The sequence below is a fragment of the Mesorhizobium kowhaii genome (genome assembly GCF_042431665.1).
Taxonomy (GTDB): Bacteria; Pseudomonadota; Alphaproteobacteria; order Rhizobiales; family Rhizobiaceae; genus Mesorhizobium; species Mesorhizobium kowhaii.
This window is the reverse complement of the sequence record NZ_JBHLYT010000053.1, coordinates 197609-219108: the sequence shown is the minus strand read 5'-3', so window position 1 is coordinate 219108 and position 21500 is coordinate 197609. Positions and strand designations below refer to the sequence as shown.

The following is a 21500-nucleotide window of genomic DNA, read 5'->3' as shown; positions in this document are numbered from 1 at the left end:
GTCGGTCCTGGGGCGCCATCAAAAATGGCTCGGAAAGATACTTAGGAGAATTCCTTAGTGTTGGCAAGCCCGAAATCACGGGGACGCCTGAGAGGCCGCTGGAAAAGCACGCGGAGCGTCCCTAATCTGCGGTCAGATTCGAAGTCCGAAGGGCAAGTGTTTTGACGATCACGATGTACGGCATCACCACCTGCGACACGGTCAAGAAGGCGCGCGTCTGGCTGGAAAGTCATGAGGTGCCCTACCGGTTTCACGACTACAGGGCGGAGGGACTGGACGAGAAGCGGCTGGATGGCTGGGTCGGCAAGGTCGGCTGGGAAATCCTGCTCAACAAGGCGAGCACTACGTTCCGCGAACTGGCGGACAGGGACAAGCAGGGCCTCGACGAAAAGAGGGCCAAGGCGCTGATGCTGGCCAAGCCGACGATGATCAAGCGGCCGGTGCTGGAATTGGGCGACAGGATTCTCGTCGGCTTCAAGCCGGATGTTTATCAGCAGGCGGTGGGCGGGTTGAAGTAGGCCAACGGGACGGCGAAGCTGCCAATCTCCCCCGCAAGGGGGGAGATCAGATGTTGCTTCGGCTTTCGCCAATTTCCGCAGTTTCAGGGCGTAGGCACGCCTCAAGCCGCGCGCAGATACACCGCCAGCGCCACCGCATTGTTGTGCGCCTCGTCGCGCGCACCGTAGAGCAGCGTGACCTTTCCCTTGTCGAGCAAGGCACGCAACTGCCCAACCACCTCTTCGTTGCCGTCCAGCTCAGCACGATATCGCTTCTGAAACTCCGCCCAGCGCGCCGGCGCATGCCCGAACCATCCACGCAGATCATCGCTCGGTGCGATCTCCTTCAACCACAGCGTCAGCCCGGCCTCTTGCTTGCTGACGCCGCGTGGCCAGATCCGGTCGACCAGAACCCGTTGCCCGTCATCAGGCGCCGGCGGCTCGTAAATCCGCTTGACCACCAGGTCGAAGGCCACCGGACCCTCCGTAGGCGGCGGTGGCTGTCAGGCCCACTCGCCCTTGCGCATCACCGGCACGCGGGCGCCATCCTTGTGGACGCCGTCGATGTCGATCTTGTCCGAGCCGATCATCCAGTCGATGTGGATGAAGCTCTTGTTGCCGCCACGCGCGGCGATTTCGTCCTGGCTGAGCGAGGCGCCATTGACGAAGCACTTCGAATAACACTGGCCGAGCGCGATGTGGCAGGCGGCGTTCTCGTCGAACAGCGTGTTGAAGAACAACAGGCCGCTCGCCGAGATCGGCGAGGAATGCGGCACCAGCGCCACCTCGCCGAGACGGCGCGCGCCTTCGTCGGTGTCGAGCACCTTCTTCAGCACGTCCTCGCCTTTCGAAGCCTTCGCCTCGACGATCCGGCCCTCCTCGAAACGCACCGAAATCTCGTCGATCAGCGTGCCCTGGTAGGACAGCGGCTTGGTCGAGGAGACATGGCCCTCGACGCGCCTGGCATGCGGCGTGGTGAAGACTTCTTCGGTCGGGATGTTGGGATTGCAGGTGATGCCGTTCTTGGCGGTCGAGGCGCCGCCCATCCATTCATGGCCGTCCGCCAGCCCGACGGTCAGGTCGGTGCCCGGCCCAGTGAAATGCAGCGCATGGAAATTGTGGCCGTTGAGCCATTCGGTGCGGCCACGAAGCGCTGCATTGTGCGCCTTCCAGTTGCCGATCGGGTCTTCGACGTCGACTCGCGAGGCGGCGAAGATGGCGTCGGCGAGCTTGGCCACGGCAACGTCGTCGGCATCGCTAGGGAAAACCTGCCTGGCCCAGGCGAGGTCCGGATAGGCGACGATGTTCCAGTTGATGTCGAAGCCGGTGATCTTTTCCAGCGCCGGCTGGTAGGCCATCGAATTCGCCTTGTTGGCGCGCGCCACTTTCGCCGGATCCTGCGCCGACAACAGCGACGGATCCTCGCCGCGCACGGCAAGTCGCGCCGCATTGTTGGCGAAGGCCTTCGCCATGCCTTCATAGAGCCACCCGGCAGCGCGGTCGAAACCGGCATCGGCGCCGAAGCGATAGCGCGCCAGCGTCATCTCGTCGTCGTTGAAGATCGGCGTCACCAGTCCGGCGCCGGCCTTGTAGGCATGCTCGACGATCCGCCTGGTCAGCGGCAGCGCCGCGATCGATGACGTCAGCACCAGGTCCTGTCCGGGCTGCAACTGCAGTCCAACTTTGATGGCGACTTCCGCCAGCCTGTCGAGCTTCACCGGGTCGATCGATGCGGAAACGCCGCGCGAATGTGTGGTCATGATCCTGCCTGCCGTAGTTTGATGTCTGATCCACCATAGAGCGGTGCCACCGTCCTTTCCACCGTGAACGCACCGGAGGATGCGGTGGCCGCATTCGCGGACCCGAACTGTACCATCGTCGCCTCGATCTCTTCCTTGATCCAGACCTTGAAGTCCCGGACCTTGCGGCTTTCGCCCTTGGTGGAGGAGGTCACCAGCCAATAGCCGAGCCCGCTCTGGGCGCGGATTCCGAACGGCGCCACCAGCCGCCCGTCGGCCAGTGCATCGGCGGTGAGCAATTGCCAGCCGAGCATCACGCCATGGCCGGCAATCGCTGACTCCAAGCACAGCATCGGGTCGGTGAAGCGCGCCCCCTTCAGGAAAGTGACGGGCGGAACACCGGCTGCCTCGAACCAGCTTTCCCAATTGATCATCGCCCGCTCGTCGGTGATAGCGCAGGTCTGGGCAAGATCCTCGATCGAGTTCAGTTTTCTGGCGATCACCGGGGCGCAGACCGGAAAGACTTCCTGGGCCAGCAGCAGTTCCGCCCGCCCGCCCGGCCATTTGCCGTCGCCAAGCCGGATGGCAATGTCGATGTCGGAATGATCGAGATCGGCCAGCCGCACTGAAGCGTCGATGCGCAACAGCACGTTGGGATGCCGCGCGAAGTGACGCGACAGTCGCGGCAGCAGCCATTTCGAGGCAAAGGCCGGCGCCACCGAAACCACCAATGTGCATTGCGTCGCCTCGTCGGCCAGCGCCACGGCCTGGGCAAGCTCGCGAAATCCCGCACCGAGGCGGGCCGCGAAGACGGCGCCGAATTCGGTCAGCACGAGACCGCTCGCCGTCCGTTCGAACAGCGCCTGGCCGAGCTGCTTTTCGGTGCGGCTGATCTGCTGGCTGACGGCACTGACGGATACGTTGAGTTCGGCCGCCGCCGACGCAAGCGAACCGAGACGGGCGACGGTTTCCACGGCGCGAAGGCCGTTGAGATGGACTCGGTTGAGCATAGCCATACAGATTTTCTAAACCGATCCGGCCGAAATCTCAATTGAAAGACACATCGAAACGGCAGACTTTATCGACGGGAGCTAGACCCGCGGAGCTGAAAATGCTGAGGATGTTGTCATCGCTGAAGGTCTTTTTCGCTACGGATGCTCAGCATGAGCCAAGCCGCGAGAGCGAGACGCAGAGATGGCTGACCGATCCGCTTTCGCATCCTGTGCTTAACACCATGTCGGAGCGCGAATTGGGTGACGTGCCGTTCAGGCTGACGGCGCGGCGGACGGTGTACGAGACCGCTTCATTGCATGCCGGTTTCGGTGCTGCTGAGAGACTGTTTGGAAATTCTACTTTGGCGGCCATCGGATGGCGTTTTCTGCGCTTCCGTTGCTCACGGACCAATGTCCGCTGCGCTACGATTCTCGAAACCACCACCATATGACTCGCCAGAGCGAATTTCGAAACGGTCTCTGAGCGGACGTCACGCTTTCCGGCTTAAGCAAAAGTCGAGGTGAGCGCCGCGCGCTGTGGCCGTACTGGCCCAACAGATGGCGGATTGTTTCAGCGATCCCTGCATTTATTGTGCGCTGCAATGATACCCGCCACCTCGACAGCACTGCGTTTCGCCTTCGCCGGCATGATCGCCATGGCTGTTGCCATGGGCATCGGCCGCTTCGTCTACACGCCGATCCTGCCCGGCATGATGGAAGAACTCCATCTGTCGCCGGCCGATGCCGGGTGGATCGCCTCCGCCAACTATCTCGGCTACCTCGTCGGCGCGCTGGTGGCGGCGGGCGGCTGGGCGCATGGGCGCGAGCGCCTGCTGATGCTGGTGGGTCTCGGCGCCAGCGCTGTCCTGGCAGCCCTGATGGGGCTGACCGACACCATGGTCGCCTTTCTCGTCATCCGCTTTCTGGCCGGTCTGGCCAGCGCCTTCGTCATGGTGTTCATGGCCAGCATCGTTTTCAGCCATATAAACGCTGCCGGCCGCAGCGACCTGCAGGCGTGGCATTTTGGCGGCGTTGGCCTCGGCATCGCGATGTCGGCGGCGATGATGGCGGTGCTGGTCACCGAACATGCCGGCTGGGCGGCGGGCTGGCTGTGGTCGGCGGCAATTTCGGCTTGCGGTTTCGTCGTCGTGGCACTGTTGGCAAACGAGGGCCCACTGACCAATGGCGAAACCACCCGTGAGCCGGCGCTGCCGAAGGACCGGTCGCTGATCAAGATCATCGTCGCCTATGGCCTGTTTGGTTTTGGCTACGTGGTGACGGCGACATTCCTGGTCGCCATCGTCCGGCAAGGCGGCGGCAGCCGCGTCTTCGAGGCCATGGTGTGGATGGTCGCCGGCCTTGCCGGCTTTCCCTCGACCTGGCTCTGGCAGAAGATCGCCGGACGGATCGGGCTCTATGCCGCCTATGCGCTGGGATGCTTCGTCGAAGTTGTTGGCGTCACCGCCAGCGTGGCCATCGGCGGACGCACAGGGCCGCTGCTTGGCGGCTTGCTGCTCGGTGGCACCTTCATTGCCATCACCGCGCTTGGCCTGCAGGCCGCGCGGCAACAGGCGCCAAGGGCGCCGCGGAGGATCTTTGCCTTGATGACGGCGTCCTTCGGCCTTGGCCAGATCATCGGCCCGATCGCCGCCGGGTTGTTGGCGCAGGCATCGGGTGATTTCTTCCTCGCCTCGATCACCGCCGCTGCCATGCTGGTCGTCTCCGGCGCCGTCACATGGTCGGCTGCGCCAAAATCGCCATGATTATGGGGTTGCTCGATGCCGGGCATCGGGCAGGCATTTGCTTTCCACCTAATGTGTGACTTTATGCCCGCCGATATCAGCTGATTTGCGCATAGATCGAGGAATTCCCCACAGTGTTTGTATCCTTCTTCCCGCAGCCGAAGCTTTTTTTCTCTTCGGCAGCCATCTGGAGCCTTGCGGCAATCCTGTTCTGGTTTTTCGGCGGGGAGCAGTTGGGTGCGGTTTTCGGACTGCCGCCCGCCGCGGCTGGCGCGCCCCCCATCATCGGCATCGCCATCCTCCTGTCGCCGCCGTTTCTCTGGTTCTATCTCTACTTCGCCTTTTGCGTGCTCGTCTTCTACGCGTTCTGGAGCTGGTATTCGCCGCATCCATGGCAGCGCTGGTCGATCCTGATGACCGCGGTCATCCTGTTCTTCATCTATTTCAATGTGCAGGTCAGCGTCGCCGTCAACGCCTGGTACGGGCCTTTCTTCGACTATGTGCAGGGACTGATGTCGGGAACCGGAAAGTCGACCAACGGCGAATTTTACATCGGGCTGGCTGACTTTTCGTGGCTCGCGCTGGTCGGCATGAATGTGCAGGTGGTCAACGCCTTCATCGTCAGCCACTGGATCTTCCGCTGGCGCACGGCGATGAACAATTATTTCGTCGAAAACTGGGGTAGGCTACGCCATATCGAGGGCGCCTCGCAGCGTATCCAGGAAGACACGATGCGGTTCTCGCAGATCATGGAGGATCTCGGCTCAAGCTTCGTCCAGTCGATCATGACCCTGATCGCCTTCTTGCCGGTCATGATCCAATTGCAGGCCCATATCACCGAGTTGCCGATCATCGGCGCGATTCCCCAGCCATTGGTTGTCGCAGCGCTTGCCTGGTGTCTGTTCGGGACGATCTCGGTGATGATTGCCGGCCTGAAACTTCCGGGACTACAATTCCGCAACCAGCGTGTCGAAGCCGCCTACCGCAAGGAATTGGTCTACGGCGAGGATCATGCGGAGAGGGCGCAGCCAGCCACCACTGCCGAGCTGTTCGCGAACGTTCGTCACAACTATTTCAGGCTCTATTTCCACTACATCTATTTCAACGTGGTCCGGTATACGTATCTGCAGGCTGACAACATCTTCTCGCTGCTGATCCTGGGCCCGTCGCTGGTGGCGCACAAGATAACCTTCGGCGCACTGAACCAGATATCGAACGCCTTCGGCAAAGTGACGGGTTCGCTGCAGTTTCTGCTCACCTCCTGGTCGACCATCGTCGAGCTGCAATCGGTCCACAAACGCCTGCGCGCCTTCGAGGCGACGCTGCAAGGCGAGCCGCTGCCGGCTATCGATCAGCGCTATCTCGAACGGCAAGGCGCCGAGGATCCGGCCTAAAAAGCTGAGGTTTGGAAATCGAACCGGGTTGGCGGCTCAGCCGCCAACCGAAGCTTGCTTCTGGGCAGCATCCTGCCGCGAAACATAGTCGCGGAAGCTGATGCATTCGACATCCTGCTTGACGCAGACTTCGCTGGCAAAGCGCTCCAGCGCGTTCCAATAGGCGCCGTCATTCATCAGCGCGAAGTGGAAGCCGAGTTCCAACGGAATGCGTTTGCCCTGATATTGCGCATCGAAAGCGGCACGGAAGGCGTCATAGGTCCGGTTGGCGAACTCGTCCGCCTTGCTCGGTCGCTCGAAGCCGCCGGAATGCCTGACATAGAGATTATAGTCCATGGCGATCACCGGCCTTGATTTCGGTCCTTCCGGAATCTGCGGCAGTGAAAAGCGCATGATGCCGTGGTTGGCCGCCGGCCGGGCAGGGCCCTGCGAGACGCCGCTGGCGTCGAACTGATAGCCGGCCGCCGGCAGCGCCTCGTAGAGCGCCTTGCCTGTCGACAGATACGGCGCGCGGAAACCGACCACCGCATGCCGCGCGAAATCGCGCCAGCCCTTGGGTTCGGGCGCGATACCGTTGATCGCATAGGCGTTCTCGAGAATATGCTCGAACGAACCGAGCTCCTTCAGCCAGTCGGCCTTGCTCCAGTCCTTGCCGTCGAAATGGCCGCAGCCATGGCTGGCGATGTCGTGACCTTCGGAGGCGGCAAGTCCGATCTGTTCGAGCCGCTCGGTCACTTCCTGCTTGGAGGCGGCAAAGCCGATGTTGGATTTGCCGGCCGTTTTGCCGGGCGCCGTGTATTCCTTGCGTGTCTCCGTCGACAGCAGGAAGACACAGGACAGGAAGTAGGTGAAATGCGCGCCGGTGCGCTGCGCCAGCGCGCGGCTGCGCTTCCACTGCGAAATGTCGCGGGCGCTGTCGAACGAGATGATGACGACCTGTTTGGGCTTTGCCGGCGTCGGTGGCACCGGTGGATCGGCCAAAGCTCCGCCGGCGACGGCGAGCGAGGCGAGGGAAAACGCAACAACGCGAAACGGATGGTACATCGGCACTCTGAATCTTAACTCGGGCTGATCTTGACTCGGGGAATGTCTGGAAGCCGGCTATCGCGCAAATGTGGCGTGGGTGCGATTGGCCTTTTCGGCCGTCTGCCCTGGGAATAGGCGATTTTCCGGTCGAACCCCTTCCATGCCGACAAAATTTCGCTAAAACGCGGGCTGACAACGGCCCGCGAGGGCAGGAATGGTTTGATTGATGTCCGACGACAGTTTTATCCGTGAAGTCAACGACGAGATGCGTCGCGAACAGGCGCAGAAGCTGTGGGACCGTTTCGGTCCCGCCTTGCTTGTCCTCGCGATCCTCGTGGTGCTCGGCACCGCCGCTTTCGTCGGCTATCGCTATTGGGACGAGACGCGCGCCAACCGCTCCGGCGATGCGTTCTCGCAGGCGCTGAAACTTGCCAATGACGGCAAGAATGACGAAGCGCTGACCGCGCTCGATCAGTTGGAGAAGGACGGCTACGGCGCTTATCCGCTGCTCGCCCGCATGCGGGCCGCGACCGTCAAGGCCAACAAGGGCGACGTCGACGCCGCCGTCAAGGATTTCGACAACGTTGCCGCCGACACGGCCATTCCTTCAGGCATTCGCGACATGGCACGCCTCAGGGCAGCGCTCCTGCTTGTCGACCATGGCTCCTTCGCCGACGTGTCCAGCCGTGTCGAGGCGCTTACATCCGATACCAACACGCTGCGCCACACGGCGCGCGAGGCGCTCGGTCTTTCCGCCTGGAAGGAAGGCAAGACCCAGGATGCGCTGAAGCTGTTCGACCAGATTGCCGCCGACGACGGCGCCCCGCGCAACACCCGTGAGCGGGCAACCTTGATGTCCGAGCTTATCCGCGGGTCGGGCAGTGCGTCGTGACCTTCAAAGTCGCCATCATCGGCAGACCTAACGTCGGCAAATCGACTCTTTTCAATCGGCTGGTGGGAAGGAAGCTGGCGCTTGTCGACGACACGCCCGGCGTCACCCGCGATCGCCGCGTCCATGCCGCCAAGCTTTACGACCTGCATTTCGACGTCATCGACACCGCCGGCTTCGAGGATGCCGCCGCCTCGACCTTGCCCGGCCGCATGCGCGCGCAGACCGAGATCGCCATCCGTGAGGCCGACCTGATCTTCTTCACGGTCGATGCCAAGTCCGGCCTGATGCCCGACGACAAGACGTTTGCCGAGATCGTGCGCAAGTCCGGCAAGCCGGTCGTGCTGGTCGCCAACAAGGCCGAGGCGAAGGGCGCCCAGGGCGGTATGCTGGAGGCCTGGGAGCTCGGCCTCGGTGAACCGATCCCGGTGTCGGCCGAACATGGCCAGGGCATGCCAGACCTGCGCGACGCGGTGATCGGCGCGCTTGGCGAGGCACGCGCCTTTGGTGAAGAAGAAGACGGCGAAGACGAAGAGGTCGTCGCCGGCGAGGTACTGATCGGCGAGGATATTGTCGACCCGGATGCGGAGCCTTCATACGACGACACCAAGCCGATGCGCATCGCCGTCGTTGGCCGCCCGAATGCCGGCAAGTCGACGCTGATCAACGCACTGATCGGCGAGGAGCGGCTGTTGACCGGGCCGGAAGCCGGCATCACCCGTGATTCCATCTCTGTGGACTGGGACTGGCATGGCCGTCGCCTGAAACTGTTCGACACGGCCGGCATGCGCCGCAAGGCGAGGATCCACGAAAAGCTGGAAGTGATGTCGGTGCAGGATGGCTTGCGCGCCATCCGCTTCGCCGAGATCGTCATCATCGTGCTCGACGCCACCATTCCATTCGAGAAGCAGGATCTGCAGATCGCCGACCTGATCGTCCGCGAGGGGCGGGCGCCGGTGATCGCCTTCAACAAATGGGACCTGATCGACCATCCGCAGGAGCTTCTGGCCGAGCTGCGCGAGAAGACCGAGCGGCTGCTGCCGCAGGTGCGCGGCATCCAGGCGGTGCCTGTCTCGGCTGAAACCGGGCGCGGCCTCGACAAGCTGATGGATGCGGTGCTGAGGACCCACAAGGTGTGGAACAGCCGCGTCTCGACGGGCAAGCTCAACCGCTGGCTGGAAAGCATCCTGGCGCATCATCCGCCGCCTGCCGTCGCCGGCCGCCGGTTGAAGGTCAAATATGTTACCCAGGCCAAGACGCGGCCGCCGGGCTTTGTTGTCCAGTGCTCGCGGCCGGATGCGATGCCGCAATCCTATGTGCGCTATCTCTCCAACAGCCTGCGTGAAGCCTTCGACATGCCCGGCGTGCCGATCCGCATAGCGCTGCGCACCTCCGACAATCCGTTCGCCGGCAGGGCCAAGAAACGCAGCTGAGCATCGGCGCCTGTCTGGCGCCATGATCACGCCACGTCGCGCAAACCGTGGTCGTTGGCCCGCGTATTTTCGGGCAGCGCTTGCCGTGCCGCCTGCAGCAATATCTCGGCAAGGCGCGCTACCACCGGCTCGGGTTCGGCGTCCTTGCGATGCAGGAACAACGCCATTTTGGGCAGTGCCGGCAGCCCGGCGATCTCCGGCGTCATCGCGCTGACGCTGGCCGGCAGTCCGATGTCGGTGCGGATCGTCAGCCCCAGTCCCGCGGCCACGGCCGCCCAGATGCCGCCAAGGCTCGGGCTGGAAAAGGCCATCCGCCAGGACAGGCCGGCGCGGTCGAGCGTTTCGGTTGCCACCGTGCGCAAAAGGCATGGCGCTTCAAGCGCCACCAGCGGCAGTGGCTCACTGTGGCGCAGGCTGGTCTCGATGCGCTTTGCCGGGCCGATCCAGCGCATCTGCACGTCGGCGACGTGCTCGCTGTAAGGCAGCGTCTCGCCGCTGTGCCAGGCGAGCGCGATGTCGAGGTTGCCTGACATGATCCTTTCGGCAAGTTCGTAGTTGCGCGCGATCCTGGCTTCGATCTTGACCTTGGGATGGGCGCGAGCGAAGCGGCCGAGCACGTCAGGCAGCACTGCCTCGCCGAAATCCTCCTGCAGGCCGAGCCGTACCCAGCCTTCCAGCTCGACGTCATGGATCGCGGATGCCGCATCGTCGTTGAGTTCGATCAGACGGCGCGCATAGCCGAGCATGGTCTCGCCGGCTTCGGTCAAGGCGAGGCCGCGTCCCAACTTGCGGAAGATCGGCGTCGCAGCCTGCTCCTCCAGTTTCTTCAACTGCGCGCTGACCGCCGACGTCGACCGGCCAAGCCGGTCGGCAGCCTTGGCGAAGCTGCCCAGCTCCATGCCGGTGACGAAACTGCGGAGAACGTCGAGGTCGAACGTCACGCGTCGCATGGCAATAATCCTGGTTTTTGGGACAAACAGTCAAATACTTCCCGATATTCAGCATGAAGCTATGGCGATAGACACAGGCCGTCAAGGTCCGGATGCCGTCGGACAATCAAGGGAAATTCAGCCATGTCGCTCGTCGCTACGGATTTGGAATGCAGCCGGGACAGGCCTCGGCTGCAGGCGGATGCTGCCGCCGCTGGTGCCGCGACAGTCCGCTCCAATCATCGCTGGAAGGTGCTGGGCATTGGCGTTGCCGCCAATGCCAGTTTTTCCGCAACCTTCTCCGGCATCCCGGCGACAGCGGTCTTCTTGCGCTCTGGCTATCATCTCGGCAATGGCGAGCTCGGGCTGGTTCTCGGTCTACTCGGCCTGGGTGTGGCGCTGAGCGAACTGCCATGGGGATTGCTCACTGATCGCTGGGGCGATCGCCGCGTGCTGCTCACCGGTCTCGGCGCCACCGCGGCATGGCTGCTTCTCATGGCATTGCTGGTCGTGCCGTTGCCAGCATACAGTCCCGGGGTTGTGCTTGTGGCCACCGTGTTGCTCGTCACGGGTCTTCTCGGCGGCAGCGTCAACGGCTCAAGCGGCCGCGCCATCATGGCCTGGTTCCGTGAAGGCGAGCGTGGCTTCGCCATGAGCATCAGGCAGACCGCAGTGCCGCTCGGCGGCGGGCTTGGCGCCCTTGTCCTGCCGTCGCTCGCCTCGACGCATGGTTTTGCAGCGGTCTACGGTCTGCTGGCCGCATTCTCCGCCGTCACGGCGCTTTTCGCGTGGCGCTGGTTGCGCCAGCCGCCAATCGGCGAAGACGCGATGTCCGCCAGCGACGGCATAGTGTCGGCCGGTCCGGCGCCGCTGCGCAATCCGGACGTCTGGCGCATCGCAATGGCCATCGGCCTGCTCTGCGTCCCGCAAGTGGCGGTGCTCACCTTCGCCTCCGTCTTCCTGCATGATTTCGGCGGTATGGGAACGGCAGTGATCAGCGCCAGCCTGGCAGCCGTGCAGGTCGGCGCCATGGTCATGCGCGTCTGGAGCGGCCGCTTCACCGACCGTCACGGCAATCGCCGCTCGTTCCTGCGCCTTTTCAGCAGGCTGAGCGCTGCCGCTTTCGCCACCCTCGCGCTGCTTGTGTTTGTCGTGGCCGCCATTCCCGGCTGGCAGCCGGTGCTCGCGACAACGATTGTTGCCGTCCTGATCGTCGCCGGCATCTGTGTTTCGGCATGGCACGGCGTTGCCTACACCGAGATTGCCACGCTTGCCGGTGCGAGCAACGCCGGGGCGGCGCTCGGTCTCGCCAACAGCTTTGTCTTTGTCGCTTTCTTCCTGGTGCCGATCGCCATCCCTGGACTTCTGGCTGTCGGATCATGGTCCGTCGTCTGGCTGTCGGCCGCCATCTGCGCGCTGATCGCCTGGCCCATTTTCCTGCGGCCGGCCTGAGTTCCCATCCCGGCCGCAAAATCGCCCGACTTCGCAACCACGACCTTGAGCCGACTGAGAAAATCCGATCGAACCCGTTAACGTCCCATCAAGGTTAATGCATCATTTTGCTCTCCAGTGGGGTCAGTCGCGTTCCTGGAGAGAGTTCCGTGCATCGACGTGTGTTGAAGCGGCTCATTGCTGCCGCCGGTGAGAGAAAACGTGGCTTTCTACCTCCGCTCGTCATCGGTCTCGGCATCTGGATCGGCTTTCCGACCATCGCCGCCTACCAGGACATGACGAGCCTTGTCTCCGGCCTCGAAGCGCCGAACACCCGCTGGAATTCCTATGTCGAGAAATCCGTCGCCGGCTCGACCCATGCGGCCGAGATGCCGTTTGTCGATTCCGACGTCACCGGCTCGATCTCCGGATCGGGTGTCCATCTGGCCGGTGTCGGCAGTGTGTCGTTCCGTGGCAAGGGCGGCAAGGTCAGCGGCACGCCCGACGAGGATCGCATCGTGCGCGCCGACAAGAAGGGGCGCATCATCCAGATGTCTCCCGTCGCGCCGCCCAAGAACTTCAATGCCGGGTCGATCTTCGAGCGCACCTCCTCCTTGCTGCGGCGCAGTATGGACAGCGACCTGAAGATGGCTTTCGCCAAGCCGCAGATCAAAGGCAAGGAAATCCAGATCGCCGCGGCATTCCATGCGCGTGAGGACAAGAAGCCGGATCCCGGCGTGCCGGCCATGCTTGCCGCGCTGGTCAACAACGACCATCCCGATGTGCTGGCGACCGCCTATGCGCAGGCCGAGCCCGACTATGCCAAGGCGTCACCCTTCGAAGCCCTGCTTCAGGATGAGCAGCCCAATGACGGCCGCTTCATTCCGCCGATGGCCAAGGGCGACCATGAGTGGATCCAGAACCCGCTGCCCGCGAGTGTCTTCTCCAAACCGGAACAGGCATGCCTGGCAAAAGGCATCTATTTCGAGGCGAGGAGCGAATCCGTGCGCGGCCAGGCCGCCGTCGCCCAGGTTATCCTCAATCGCGTCCGCAACCCGGCCTATCCGAATTCGATCTGCGGCGTCGTCTACCAGAACGACAGCTGGTTCAACCGTTGCCAGTTCTCCTTCGCTTGCGACGGCAGGAAGAAGCGTATCGACAGTCCCGCCGCCTACAAGACCGCGCAGGATATCGCCATGGCCGTCACTGCCGGCAAGATCTTCATCCCCGAGGTCGGCTCGTCGACCCATTACTACGCCCAATATGTCCATCCCGGCTGGGCGCGCACCATGCAGAAGATGACCAAGATCGGCCTGCATATCTTCTATCGGACCTATGGCGGCGGCTGGAGCTGAGTGCCGGACAGTCGCCGATCTTTTTCGCGCTGCGCGCAGTTGATCAAAGAGCCATTGCCGGGGGGATTCGCGCCATGCATCCCCGTCATCGTGGCGGGCACGATGTCGCACCTCTATAACCAATTGATTTTGTTGCCTAAAATACATGGCAATGAACTTCCGCCCGTGGCTTGACTGGCGCAAACCCTCTAACTATGTTGCCGGCGACTTTAGAAGCGGACGGACGGTGACGGTCTGACCGGGCAGGGGGGTTGCGATGGCCGATAAAAACAGGCCAGGCGGAACCGGAGAAACCGGCCGCGGCAAGCAGCATGAAGCCGACATCCGCGACGACGATCTTGAGCGCCGCCGGCGTGACCTTGAAGCATCGCTTGCGACAAGGCGGCCGGACCGGCTCGAGGGGAAAGACGACGCGAAAGCGGGCAGTGTGGCCGGTTATGGCCAGGCGCTCAAACTCTCCAGCGAGTTCATCGCCGGGGTGGTGGTCGGCGCCGGCATCGGCTGGATCATCGACCGTCTGGCGGGGACATCGCCATGGGGTCTGATCGTGTTTCTGCTGCTTGGTTTTGGCGCCGGCGTGCTCAATGTCATGCGTTCCGCGGGCGTTGTGGCAGAATTCGGACAGGGCGATAAATCGCGCCCCGACCAAGACGACAAGAAATGACCGCGCTTTCATGGGCGGGTCGGGTAATGATAACGAGGCCGTACGCGGCATTGACGGGGTTTGAACGTGGCAGCTGACAAGGTCGATCCGATCCACCAGTTCCATATCAACAAGCTGATACCGATCGAGATCGGCGGCTACGACCTGTCTTTCACCAATTCGGCGCTGTTCATGGTCGCGACCGTGGTCGTTGCCGCCGCGTTTCTGTTTCTCACGACCTCGAGCCGCAGCCTGGTTCCCGGCCGGCTTCAGTCGGTCTCCGAGATGGCCTATGAATTCGTCGGCAACATGTTGCGCGATGCCGCCGGCACGCAGGGCATGAAGTTCTTCCCGTTCGTGTTCTCGCTGTTCATGTTCGTGCTGGTCGCCAATCTGCTTGGCCTGTTCCCGTATTTCTTTACCATCACCAGCCACATCATCGTCACCTTCGGCCTCGCCGCCCTGGTGATCGGAACCGTGGTTGTCTACGGCTTCATGAAGCACGGTTTCGGTTTCCTGAAACTGTTCGTGCCGCATGGCGTGCCGGTGTTCCTGCTGCCGCTGGTGGTGCTGATCGAGGTGATCTCCTTCGTGTCGCGCCCGGTCAGCCTCTCGGTTCGTCTTTTCGCCAACATGCTCGCCGGCCACATCACGCTGAAGGTGTTTTCCGGGTTCGTCGTCAGCCTGAGCGCACTGGGCGCGGTCGGCGTGGCCGGCTCGGTCCTGCCGCTGGCCATGGCGGTGGCGCTGACGGCACTGGAACTGCTGGTCGCTTTCCTGCAGGCCTACGTCTTTGCGGTGTTGACCTGCATGTATCTCAACGACGCCCTGCACCCCGGGCACTGATCAAGAGTTTCCGGCCCAAGAGTTTCCAACATTGGCGCCGGATGGAATCGCAACGGAATTTTAGATCCAAAGGAGTTGAACAAATGGACGCAGAAGCAGCAAAGTACATCGGCGCCGGCATCGCTTGCCTCGGCATGGGTGGCGCGGGCATTGGCCTCGGCAACATCTTCGGCAGCTACCTGGCAGGCGCTCTGCGCAACCCGTCGGCTGCTGATGGCCAGTTCGGCCGTCTGATCTTCGGCTTCGCCGTGACCGAAGCTCTGGGCATTTTCTCGCTTCTCATCGCGCTTCTGGCCCTGTTCGGCTGAGCCCCTGTTTGGCCAAGCGTTGGGAAGATTGGACAGGCCGGCCGCTCGAGCGGCAGGCCTGAATTTCGGGGATAGTCCATGTTCGTGACATCTGCCTTCGCGCAAGAGTCCGCACCTGCAGCCGACACCAGCCACGCTGCGACGGAAGGCGACACGCATTCCGGCACCAGCGTTCCTGCCGAAGCACACGGCACGTTTCCGCCATTCGATCCTGCGACGTTCCCGTCGCAGCTTCTGTGGCTGGCGATCACTTTCGGGCTGTTCTACCTCTTCCTGAAGCGGGTCGTGATGCCGCGCGTCGGGGGCATCATCGATGTCCGCAACGACCGCATCACGCAGGACCTCGACCAGGCAGCCAAGTTGAAGGGCGAGGCCGACGCCGCTGTTGCTGCCTACGAGCAGGAACTGGCGGAAGCCAAGACCAAGGCCAACGCGATCGGCCAGCAGGCCAACGATGCGGCCAAGGCCGAAGCCGAGACCGCACGCAAGAAGGTCGAGGCGGCACTTGACCAGAAGCTTGGCGAGGCCGAGGCACGCATTTCTTCCATCAAGGCCAATGCCATGAAGGAAGTCGGCAGCATCGCCGAGGACACCGCTTCGGCCATCGTCGAGGCACTGGTCGGCGGCAAGGCCAGTAAGGCCGAGATCGCGGCCGCGGTCAAATCCGTGGCCCGGTGAGGAGCGCATCATGGATTACACATCTCTCGCGACGCTCTGGGCCACGATAGCCCTCTTCATCTTCCTCGGTGTTGCCGTCTACATCAAGGTGCCGGGCATGATCGCCAAGGCACTCGATGCCCGCGCCGCCAGGATCAGCAATGAGCTGGACGAAGCGCGCCGGCTGCGCGAGGAGGCCCAGCAGCTGCTCGGCCAGTATCAGCGCAAGCGCAAGGAAGCCGAGCAGGAGGCCGCCGACATCGTCGCCGCCGCCAAGCGCGAAGCCGACATGCTTGCAGCGGATGCGCACAAGAAGACCGAGGACTATGTTATCAGGCGCACCGCGCTTGCCGAACAGAAGATCGGTCAGGCCGAGCGTGATGCGATCAGCGAAGTCCGCGCCAGCGCCGTCGACATCGCCGTCGAGGCCGCGCGCGCGCTGCTCGCTGGCAAGATGGACGCCAAGGCCGGCGCTGACCTGTTCAAGGCATCGCTGGTGGATGTGAAGTCCAAGCTCAACTGAGTTTCTTGCCCTGAGCAAAGAACGAAGCCGCTTGGGAAACCTGGCGGCTTTTTGTTGTGGAAACTGCCCCGGAGATTGGCAAAACCGGCTGCGCGCCTAATCTCCCCCCATTGGGGGGAGATTGGCTGTCACCGCTGCTCTCGCCAGTCGCCCAAGAGTATCGCCAAACCGCTCAATCCAGGCCGGCCAAGCTCTCTTCTTCCATCACTTCCGCGCCGCCAAGCCTGAACGGCGCAAACGACACGCGGTGCAGTCGCGCCACCGGGCCATGCGCTTCGATCGCCGTGCGATGGCGGGCCGTGGCGTAGCCCATGTGGACCTCGAACCCGTAGCGATCGTGATGGTTGCCGCAGCCGCACATCATGCGGTCGCGCATCACCTTGGCGACGATCGAGGCGGCGGCGATCGATTGCGAGCGCTGGTCGCCCTTGATCAGCGCGCGCCCCGCGCAGGGAAGCCCCGGCGGCACGTCGCGCCCGTCGGCGAGCGCGAGCTTCGGTTGAACCGAAAGGCCGAGCACGGCGCGGCGCATGGCTTCCAGGCTAGCCCTGAGGATGTTGCTGCCGTCGATGCCTTCGGCGCTGATGGACGCCATCGAAACCGCCAGCGCGGAGCCAAGAATTCGCACGAACAGCGCTTCGCGTTGCAGATGGCTGAGACGTTTGGAATCGTCGAGCCCGTCTGGAATGTTGGCGGGGTCGAGCACCACCGCCGCCGCGACCACCGGTCCGGCCAGGGGACCACGACCGGCCTCGTCCATGCCCGCCACCGGCCACAGGCCGTCGGCCATCGCCTTCGTCTCGAAGGAGAAATCGGGTTTCTCGATGATCTCAAAGAGAAGCGGAGAATCGGAACGCGCACGAGCCATGTTGCGGCGAGGTTCGCATCGGCTCCGATTCTCCGCAAGTCCCTCCGGGTCGGGTGGGGCGCCGGACCGGGAGGGCACCGTCTGCAGGCCGGGGCAGGCCGGACGGGATTCGTGTGCTGCGACAGATCAGACCGCCGCAGTGATTTGCATTCTCAGAGCAGCGTCAGCTGCACCTGATCCTTTCCGCCGGCAACGAACTGATCGGTCCGAAGCGTACGCCGTTCGACGTTGAGGCCAAGCCGCTTGGCGGTGATCTCGAAGCGCCGGCCGATCTGCCAGGCGTAGGGACCAGCACCCTTCATGCGCTTGCCCCATTCCGAATCGTAGTCCTTGCCGTCGCGCATCGAGCGGATCAGCGACATCACGTGGCGGTAGCGGTCGGGATAGTGGCGCAGCAGCCAGTCCTTGAAGATCGGGCTGACCTCCAGCGGCAGGCGCAGCACGACATAACCCGCCTCGCGCGCGCCGGCGGCGCGTGCCGAATCGAGGATGCGCTCCATCTCCTGGTCGGTCAGGCCGGGGATGATCGGCGCCACCATCACCGAAGCCGGAATGCCGGCATCCGAAAGCTGTCGGATCGCCTCCAGCCGCTTGGTCGGTGTCGAGGCGCGAGGCTCCATCGTTCTGGCCAGCATGCGATCGAGCGTCGTCACGGACAGCGCCACCTTGGCCAGCCCGCGCTCGGCCATGCGCGACAGGATGTCGATGTCGCGCGTCACCAAAGCGGACTTGGTGACGATGCCGACCGGATGGCCGCGCGCTTCCAGCACTTCGAGGATCTCGCGCATGATCCGATATTGCTTCTCGATCGGCTGGTAGGGATCGGTGTTGGTGCCGATAGCGATGGTGCGCGGCTGGTAGCCGTCTTTCGACAACTCCTTGTCGAGCAGTCGCGCTGCATCCGGCTTGGCGAACAGCTTCGATTCGAAATCGAGACCCGGCGACAGGCCCATGAAACTGTGCGTCGGCCGGGCGAAGCAATAGACGCAGCCGTGTTCGCAACCGCGATACGGGTTGATCGACCGGTCGAAGGAGATGTCTGGCGATTCGTTGCGGGTGATGATGGTGCGCGGCTTCTCGACCTGCACCTCGGTCTTGAAGGGCGGCAGTTCCTCGAGCGAATTCCAGCCATCGTCGAAGACATGCCGGCTGACCGGCTCGAACCGTCCCGACGGATTGATGCCCGCCGACCTGCCGCGATTGCGGTCCGGACGGACACGCACGCCACTCTGCTCGATCATCGCATTGGCCATCTCGGCTCTTCCTGATCCGAAAGCTGCAATGTCGGCACGCACGATCTGTTCCATCTTCGCCCGCTCCCAGGGACTGTCCATGTTGTGTCGAATCGCTCTGTTCATGAAATTATTCCTATTTCGGCGATGAGAACAAAGCAAGAACTTTTTATGGTGCGTTGCAGAAACTGGCGCTCCGTCCGGCTTTCCGCTATTCGGCTAATGATGCTCAGTGTTCTCATCGAAACCCGCAATGACGAGGAGGGCCTCGCCCGCACACTCGCCTCGCTGATTGGCGGCGCGGTCGAGGGCGTGGTGCGTGACGTCATCGTCTGCGACACGGGTTCCACCGACCAGACGCATCGTGTTGCCGAGCATGCCGGCTGTCAGTATGTGACTGGCGGTATCGCTGCCGGTATTCGCCAGGCCAAGGGCGACTGGCTGCTGCTCCTGGAGCCGGGCTCGCGGCTGGTGGAAGGCTGGATCGATGCGGTCGTTGCCCACACGGCCAGGCAGACCATGGCGGCGCGCTTTTCGCGGGCCCGCGGCAGCCGCACACCGTTCCTGGCCCGGATATTTTCGGGAAACCGCGCCTTGGCCGATGGATTGCTGATCAGCAAGCTTCAGGCCGCGGCCTCGGCCAAGAGTGCCGGCAGCGCCGAGGCCATCGCACGCGGCCTCGCGGCAAAGCGGCTCGACGCCGAAATCTGGGTGGCGCCGCCAAAGCAAGAGCATCGCTCCCCAAAGTGATTTTTTGCAGCTGCTCACTCCATTGTGCATTGCACAATGTCTGACGCGAGGTTAACTTCCCATCCAGGCGGGTGAATTGGGTTTGGGTCATGCCGAGTGATGAGCACCGATGCCGCATCGGTGCCGCTCTCATAGCCGAGGACCCGATGAACCTTTCAACCCCCGACAAATCCGGCACGGTCAGTCTCGAGGCCATTGCGCGCAACGGCAGCCTGCTGCGGCGCATCGCCGTGCGCATTCCGACCTATCTGACGGACCTGCGCGAAAACCCTGCCTGGCTGCCGATGTTCGTGCTGGCGCGCACAATGCCTGGACGCAGGATGCATTGGCTGGGCGCAAAACGCGCCCGTCCGGCCGACAATGCGGGGGATACGATGTTTGCCGGCGTCGACCGTGAGGCCGTGGTCGAAGCGCTGCGCTCCGATGGGCTGTTTTCGGGCCTGGTCCTGCCGCTGGCGATCCATGAAGAGATCGCCAGTTTCGCCCAGCGCACCCCTTGCTTCGGCAATTTCGACCGCCGTCTCGAATTCATGCCGGGTGAACATGCCGAGGCCGAGAAGCGCTTTGGCCGCTCGCTGCTCAGCGGGCATTTTTTCGAGCGCATCCTCGACTGCAAGGCGGCACTCGCCATCCAGCGCGATCCGCTGCTCCTGGATATTGCCGCGCATTATCTCGGCGGCCAGGCAAAGCTGATCACGACGCGCGTCTGGTGGAGTTTTCCGACTGGGGAGGCATCGGACGCCGACAAGAACCTTGCCTCGCTCGGCAAGTATCATTTCGACCTCGACGACTGGCGCATGCTGAAATTCTTCTTCTATCTCAAGCCGGTCGACGCCGACACCGGCCCGCATGTCTATGTCCGGGGCAGTCACAAGCGCCGCAGCCTCAAGCATCAGCTCACCCTGCTGGTCGGCCATCCCGCGCAAGAGGTTCTGGATGTCTATGGCGAGCAGAGCCCGGTGACGCTCACCGGCGATGCCGGCCTCGGCTTCGTCGAGGATCCGTTTGGCTTCCACATGGGCACCGTGCCGGCGCGCACGCCGCGGCTGATGATGGAAGTTGGTTTCGGCGTATCGCCGCCGTCACGCCGCCGCTTTCATGGCGAGCCGGTCATCCGCTGAAAGGGAACTATCCGAAGCTCATCTCGACAGGCATCCAGCGATCGCGACGCCTGGCTTGGCGTTGCTCTCTGCCTTCCGCGTCGAAGTCGACCGGGACCGGCTCCCGATCGAACCGCTCTCGGTCGTCCAGGGCATTTATGATGACGATCGCCCTTGCGTCATCATCATCTCCGGCGATTGCGGCGACATAGACGCCGCAGTCCCGGCAGATCAAATAGTCGGCCGTCCTCAGCCCGAAATGATATGTCCGCAATTGCGCTCTGTCCTTGACCGAGATGATCAGTCTGCCGTCCGGATCGGCAACGGCGCGCGAACCATGTTTGACACAGAACGAGCATTGGCAGGCGCGAACTTCGATTTGCGACGGGTCGAGCCCGGTCTCGAATGTCAGGCGAACATTGCCGCAATGGCATCCGCCGGAGTGTGCGTTCATCGTATTTCCCGCCGCCAAGTCGTGGCTGAGAATATTCATGCGGCATCCGGTTGGGAATGGCGCTTCGAAGGCGCAAGCGGCACTCCGCTGGGCGAAACCAAGGTCGCGCACTTGAATTGCCTGCGACTTGGGTCCCTACGCGGATGGGCTCACCCGCGCCGCAGATGCTCGTCCAGGCGCGGCATGATCTCGACGAAGTTGCACGGCATGTGCCGGTAGTCGAGCTGCGCCTTCAGGATGCCGTCCCAGGCGTCCCTGCAGGCGCCGGGCGAGCCCGGCAGCACGAAGACGAAGGTGGCATTGACGACGCCGCCGGTCGCCCGGCTCTGGATCGTCGAGGTGCCGATCTTGTCGTAGGAGATGCGGTGGAACACTTCGGAAAACCCGTCCATGCGCTTTTCGAAGATCGGCTCCAGCGCTTCTGGCGTCACGTCGCGGCCGGTGAAGCCGGTGCCGCCAGTGGTGATCACGACATCGATCGCCGCGTCCTTTGACCAGCCGAGCACCTTGTCGCGGATTTTCTCGCGGTCATCGATGACGATATCGCGGGCGGCCAGGATGTGACCGGCTTCAGTGATGCGGTCGGCCAGCGTCTGGCCGGACTTGTCGTCGGCAAGGCTACGTGTGTCCGACACCGTCAGCACCGCGATGCGGATCGGGATGAAAGGCCGGCTCTCGTCAGTCCTGGCCAT

24 protein-coding genes are annotated in these 21500 nt (G+C 63.1%); 15 read left to right on the top strand and 9 right to left on the bottom strand.

Annotation, left to right across the window (positions count from 1 at the left end):
• Nucleotides 1–161 precede the first annotated feature (161 nt).
• Complete coding sequence (locus ACFFNA_RS28515; RefSeq protein ID WP_111546890.1) at nucleotides 162–518, top strand: ArsC family reductase; 357 nt, start codon at nucleotides 162–164, stop codon at nucleotides 516–518.
• A gap of 101 nt (nucleotides 519–619) precedes the next feature.
• Here ACFFNA_RS28515 and ACFFNA_RS28510 read toward each other — a convergent pair whose 3' ends face one another.
• Genes ACFFNA_RS28510 through ACFFNA_RS28500 form a run of 3 tightly spaced genes read right to left on the bottom strand, consistent with a single transcriptional unit; the run spans nucleotide 620 to nucleotide 3252 of the window.
• On the bottom strand, nucleotides 620–973 hold the full coding sequence (locus ACFFNA_RS28510) for a DUF488 domain-containing protein (protein ID WP_111546889.1): 354 nt from the start codon (nucleotides 971–973) through the stop codon (nucleotides 620–622).
• Between the two features lie 27 nt (nucleotides 974–1000).
• Complete coding sequence (locus ACFFNA_RS28505; protein WP_111546888.1) at nucleotides 1001–2257, bottom strand: aminopeptidase; 1257 nt, start codon at nucleotides 2255–2257, stop codon at nucleotides 1001–1003.
• Nucleotides 2254–3252: a LysR substrate-binding domain-containing protein gene (locus ACFFNA_RS28500; protein WP_378923231.1), complete on the bottom strand. Its 999-nt coding sequence runs from the start codon at nucleotides 3250–3252 to the stop codon at nucleotides 2254–2256. Before ACFFNA_RS28500 ends, ACFFNA_RS28505 begins: the two co-directional genes overlap by 4 nt.
• A gap of 95 nt (nucleotides 3253–3347) precedes the next feature.
• On the opposite strand from ACFFNA_RS28500, the gene ACFFNA_RS28495 reads away from it, so the two are divergent.
• The 3 genes from ACFFNA_RS28495 (at nucleotide 3348) to sbmA (ending at nucleotide 6364) form a co-directional block, all read left to right on the top strand.
• On the top strand, nucleotides 3348–3680 hold the full coding sequence (locus ACFFNA_RS28495) for a hypothetical protein (protein ID WP_378923230.1): 333 nt from the start codon (nucleotides 3348–3350) through the stop codon (nucleotides 3678–3680).
• Between the two features lie 150 nt (nucleotides 3681–3830).
• Nucleotides 3831–4991: a YbfB/YjiJ family MFS transporter gene (locus ACFFNA_RS28490; RefSeq protein WP_378923229.1), complete on the top strand. Its 1161-nt coding sequence runs from the start codon at nucleotides 3831–3833 to the stop codon at nucleotides 4989–4991.
• A gap of 113 nt (nucleotides 4992–5104) precedes the next feature.
• Nucleotides 5105–6364 (top strand): peptide antibiotic transporter SbmA, encoded by a 1260-nt coding sequence (gene sbmA, locus ACFFNA_RS28485; RefSeq protein ID WP_111546884.1) that lies wholly within the window; start codon nucleotides 5105–5107, stop codon nucleotides 6362–6364.
• A gap of 36 nt (nucleotides 6365–6400) precedes the next feature.
• Here sbmA and ACFFNA_RS28480 read toward each other — a convergent pair whose 3' ends face one another.
• Nucleotides 6401–7408 (bottom strand): polysaccharide deacetylase family protein, encoded by a 1008-nt coding sequence (locus ACFFNA_RS28480; protein ID WP_378923228.1) that lies wholly within the window; start codon nucleotides 7406–7408, stop codon nucleotides 6401–6403.
• Between the two features lie 208 nt (nucleotides 7409–7616).
• Between ACFFNA_RS28480 and ACFFNA_RS28475 the strand changes: the two genes are divergently transcribed.
• Both ACFFNA_RS28475 and der read left to right on the top strand, forming a co-directional pair.
• Nucleotides 7617–8282 (top strand): tetratricopeptide repeat protein, encoded by a 666-nt coding sequence (locus ACFFNA_RS28475; RefSeq protein ID WP_111546882.1) that lies wholly within the window; start codon nucleotides 7617–7619, stop codon nucleotides 8280–8282.
• Nucleotides 8279–9712, top strand: a complete 1434-nt coding sequence (der, locus tag ACFFNA_RS28470; protein WP_378923227.1) for a ribosome biogenesis GTPase Der — start codon at nucleotides 8279–8281, stop codon at nucleotides 9710–9712. Before ACFFNA_RS28475 ends, der begins: the two co-directional genes overlap by 4 nt.
• A gap of 26 nt (nucleotides 9713–9738) precedes the next feature.
• On the opposite strand, the gene ACFFNA_RS28465 is transcribed toward der, so the two are convergent.
• Complete coding sequence (locus ACFFNA_RS28465; protein ID WP_378923226.1) at nucleotides 9739–10662, bottom strand: LysR substrate-binding domain-containing protein; 924 nt, start codon at nucleotides 10660–10662, stop codon at nucleotides 9739–9741.
• A gap of 123 nt (nucleotides 10663–10785) precedes the next feature.
• Between ACFFNA_RS28465 and ACFFNA_RS28460 the strand changes: the two genes are divergently transcribed.
• From ACFFNA_RS28460 to ACFFNA_RS28430, 7 genes are all read left to right on the top strand, one after another.
• Nucleotides 10786–12093, top strand: a complete 1308-nt coding sequence (locus ACFFNA_RS28460; protein ID WP_378923225.1) for an MFS transporter — start codon at nucleotides 10786–10788, stop codon at nucleotides 12091–12093.
• A gap of 149 nt (nucleotides 12094–12242) precedes the next feature.
• Nucleotides 12243–13427, top strand: coding sequence for a cell wall hydrolase (locus ACFFNA_RS28455; RefSeq protein ID WP_111546878.1), 1185 nt, complete (start codon nucleotides 12243–12245; stop codon nucleotides 13425–13427).
• A 256-nt stretch (nucleotides 13428–13683) separates the two neighbouring features.
• Nucleotides 13684–14091, top strand: coding sequence for an AtpZ/AtpI family protein (locus ACFFNA_RS28450; RefSeq protein ID WP_378923224.1), 408 nt, complete (start codon nucleotides 13684–13686; stop codon nucleotides 14089–14091).
• Between the two features lie 66 nt (nucleotides 14092–14157).
• A complete protein-coding gene (locus tag ACFFNA_RS28445; protein WP_111546876.1) occupies nucleotides 14158–14916 on the top strand; it encodes a F0F1 ATP synthase subunit A in 759 nt (252 codons plus the stop codon).
• A gap of 83 nt (nucleotides 14917–14999) precedes the next feature.
• Nucleotides 15000–15224 (top strand): F0F1 ATP synthase subunit C, encoded by a 225-nt coding sequence (locus ACFFNA_RS28440; RefSeq protein ID WP_006206606.1) that lies wholly within the window; start codon nucleotides 15000–15002, stop codon nucleotides 15222–15224.
• A gap of 78 nt (nucleotides 15225–15302) precedes the next feature.
• The gene (locus ACFFNA_RS28435; protein ID WP_111546875.1) at nucleotides 15303–15902 is read left to right on the top strand and encodes a F0F1 ATP synthase subunit B; all 600 of its coding nucleotides are present in this window, start codon (nucleotides 15303–15305) and stop codon (nucleotides 15900–15902) included.
• A 10-nt stretch (nucleotides 15903–15912) separates the two neighbouring features.
• Nucleotides 15913–16404 (top strand): F0F1 ATP synthase subunit B, encoded by a 492-nt coding sequence (locus tag ACFFNA_RS28430; protein ID WP_378923223.1) that lies wholly within the window; start codon nucleotides 15913–15915, stop codon nucleotides 16402–16404.
• Nucleotides 16405–16576: 172 nt separating this feature from the next.
• Here ACFFNA_RS28430 and rnhB read toward each other — a convergent pair whose 3' ends face one another.
• Both rnhB and ACFFNA_RS28420 read right to left on the bottom strand, forming a co-directional pair.
• The gene (gene rnhB, locus ACFFNA_RS28425) at nucleotides 16577–17272 is read right to left on the bottom strand and encodes a ribonuclease HII (protein WP_378923222.1); all 696 of its coding nucleotides are present in this window, start codon (nucleotides 17270–17272) and stop codon (nucleotides 16577–16579) included.
• Nucleotides 17273–17424: 152 nt separating this feature from the next.
• Nucleotides 17425–18579 (bottom strand): PA0069 family radical SAM protein, encoded by a 1155-nt coding sequence (locus ACFFNA_RS28420; RefSeq protein WP_378923825.1) that lies wholly within the window; start codon nucleotides 18577–18579, stop codon nucleotides 17425–17427.
• A gap of 150 nt (nucleotides 18580–18729) precedes the next feature.
• Between ACFFNA_RS28420 and ACFFNA_RS28415 the strand changes: the two genes are divergently transcribed.
• Together ACFFNA_RS28415 and ACFFNA_RS28410 are read left to right on the top strand one after the other, a co-directional pair.
• A complete protein-coding gene (locus ACFFNA_RS28415) occupies nucleotides 18730–19254 on the top strand; it encodes a glycosyltransferase (RefSeq protein ID WP_111547189.1) in 525 nt (174 codons plus the stop codon).
• 146 nt (nucleotides 19255–19400) lie between these two features.
• Nucleotides 19401–20375 (top strand): hypothetical protein, encoded by a 975-nt coding sequence (locus ACFFNA_RS28410; RefSeq protein WP_378923221.1) that lies wholly within the window; start codon nucleotides 19401–19403, stop codon nucleotides 20373–20375.
• 7 nt (nucleotides 20376–20382) lie between these two features.
• Here ACFFNA_RS28410 and ACFFNA_RS28405 read toward each other — a convergent pair whose 3' ends face one another.
• Together ACFFNA_RS28405 and moaB are read right to left on the bottom strand one after the other, a co-directional pair.
• Nucleotides 20383–20847: a GFA family protein gene (locus ACFFNA_RS28405; protein WP_378923220.1), complete on the bottom strand. Its 465-nt coding sequence runs from the start codon at nucleotides 20845–20847 to the stop codon at nucleotides 20383–20385.
• A 110-nt stretch (nucleotides 20848–20957) separates the two neighbouring features.
• On the bottom strand, nucleotides 20958–21500 hold the full coding sequence (gene moaB / locus ACFFNA_RS28400) for a molybdenum cofactor biosynthesis protein B (RefSeq protein WP_111546870.1): 543 nt from the start codon (nucleotides 21498–21500) through the stop codon (nucleotides 20958–20960).

Bases quoted from the DNA above. Each gene is read 5' to 3' on its own strand.
- ACFFNA_RS28410 (WP_378923221.1), top strand. From the start codon at position 19,401: ATGAACCTTTCAACCCCCGACAAATCCGGCACGGTCAGTCTCGAGGCC.
- ACFFNA_RS28440 (WP_006206606.1), top strand. From the start codon at position 15,000: ATGGACGCAGAAGCAGCAAAGTACATCGGCGCCGGCATCGCTTGCCTC.
- moaB (WP_111546870.1), bottom strand. From the start codon at position 21,500: ATGGCCAGGACTGACGAGAGCCGGCCTTTCATCCCGATCCGCATCGCG.
- ACFFNA_RS28430 (WP_378923223.1), top strand. From the start codon at position 15,913: ATGGATTACACATCTCTCGCGACGCTCTGGGCCACGATAGCCCTCTTC.
- ACFFNA_RS28465 (WP_378923226.1), bottom strand. From the start codon at position 10,662: ATGCGACGCGTGACGTTCGACCTCGACGTTCTCCGCAGTTTCGTCACC.
- ACFFNA_RS28460 (WP_378923225.1), top strand. From the start codon at position 10,786: ATGTCGCTCGTCGCTACGGATTTGGAATGCAGCCGGGACAGGCCTCGG.
- ACFFNA_RS28490 (WP_378923229.1), top strand. From the start codon at position 3,831: ATGATACCCGCCACCTCGACAGCACTGCGTTTCGCCTTCGCCGGCATG.
- ACFFNA_RS28450 (WP_378923224.1), top strand. From the start codon at position 13,684: ATGGCCGATAAAAACAGGCCAGGCGGAACCGGAGAAACCGGCCGCGGC.
- ACFFNA_RS28415 (WP_111547189.1), top strand. From the start codon at position 18,730: ATGCTCAGTGTTCTCATCGAAACCCGCAATGACGAGGAGGGCCTCGCC.
- ACFFNA_RS28435 (WP_111546875.1), top strand. From the start codon at position 15,303: ATGTTCGTGACATCTGCCTTCGCGCAAGAGTCCGCACCTGCAGCCGAC.
- ACFFNA_RS28500 (WP_378923231.1), bottom strand. From the start codon at position 3,252: ATGGCTATGCTCAACCGAGTCCATCTCAACGGCCTTCGCGCCGTGGAA.
- ACFFNA_RS28420 (WP_378923825.1), bottom strand. From the start codon at position 18,579: ATGGAACAGATCGTGCGTGCCGACATTGCAGCTTTCGGATCAGGAAGA.
- ACFFNA_RS28475 (WP_111546882.1), top strand. From the start codon at position 7,617: ATGTCCGACGACAGTTTTATCCGTGAAGTCAACGACGAGATGCGTCGC.
- ACFFNA_RS28495 (WP_378923230.1), top strand. From the start codon at position 3,348: ATGCTGAGGATGTTGTCATCGCTGAAGGTCTTTTTCGCTACGGATGCT.
- ACFFNA_RS28505 (WP_111546888.1), bottom strand. From the start codon at position 2,257: ATGACCACACATTCGCGCGGCGTTTCCGCATCGATCGACCCGGTGAAG.
- rnhB (WP_378923222.1), bottom strand. From the start codon at position 17,272: ATGGCTCGTGCGCGTTCCGATTCTCCGCTTCTCTTTGAGATCATCGAG.
- ACFFNA_RS28480 (WP_378923228.1), bottom strand. From the start codon at position 7,408: ATGTACCATCCGTTTCGCGTTGTTGCGTTTTCCCTCGCCTCGCTCGCC.
- ACFFNA_RS28405 (WP_378923220.1), bottom strand. From the start codon at position 20,847: ATGAATATTCTCAGCCACGACTTGGCGGCGGGAAATACGATGAACGCA.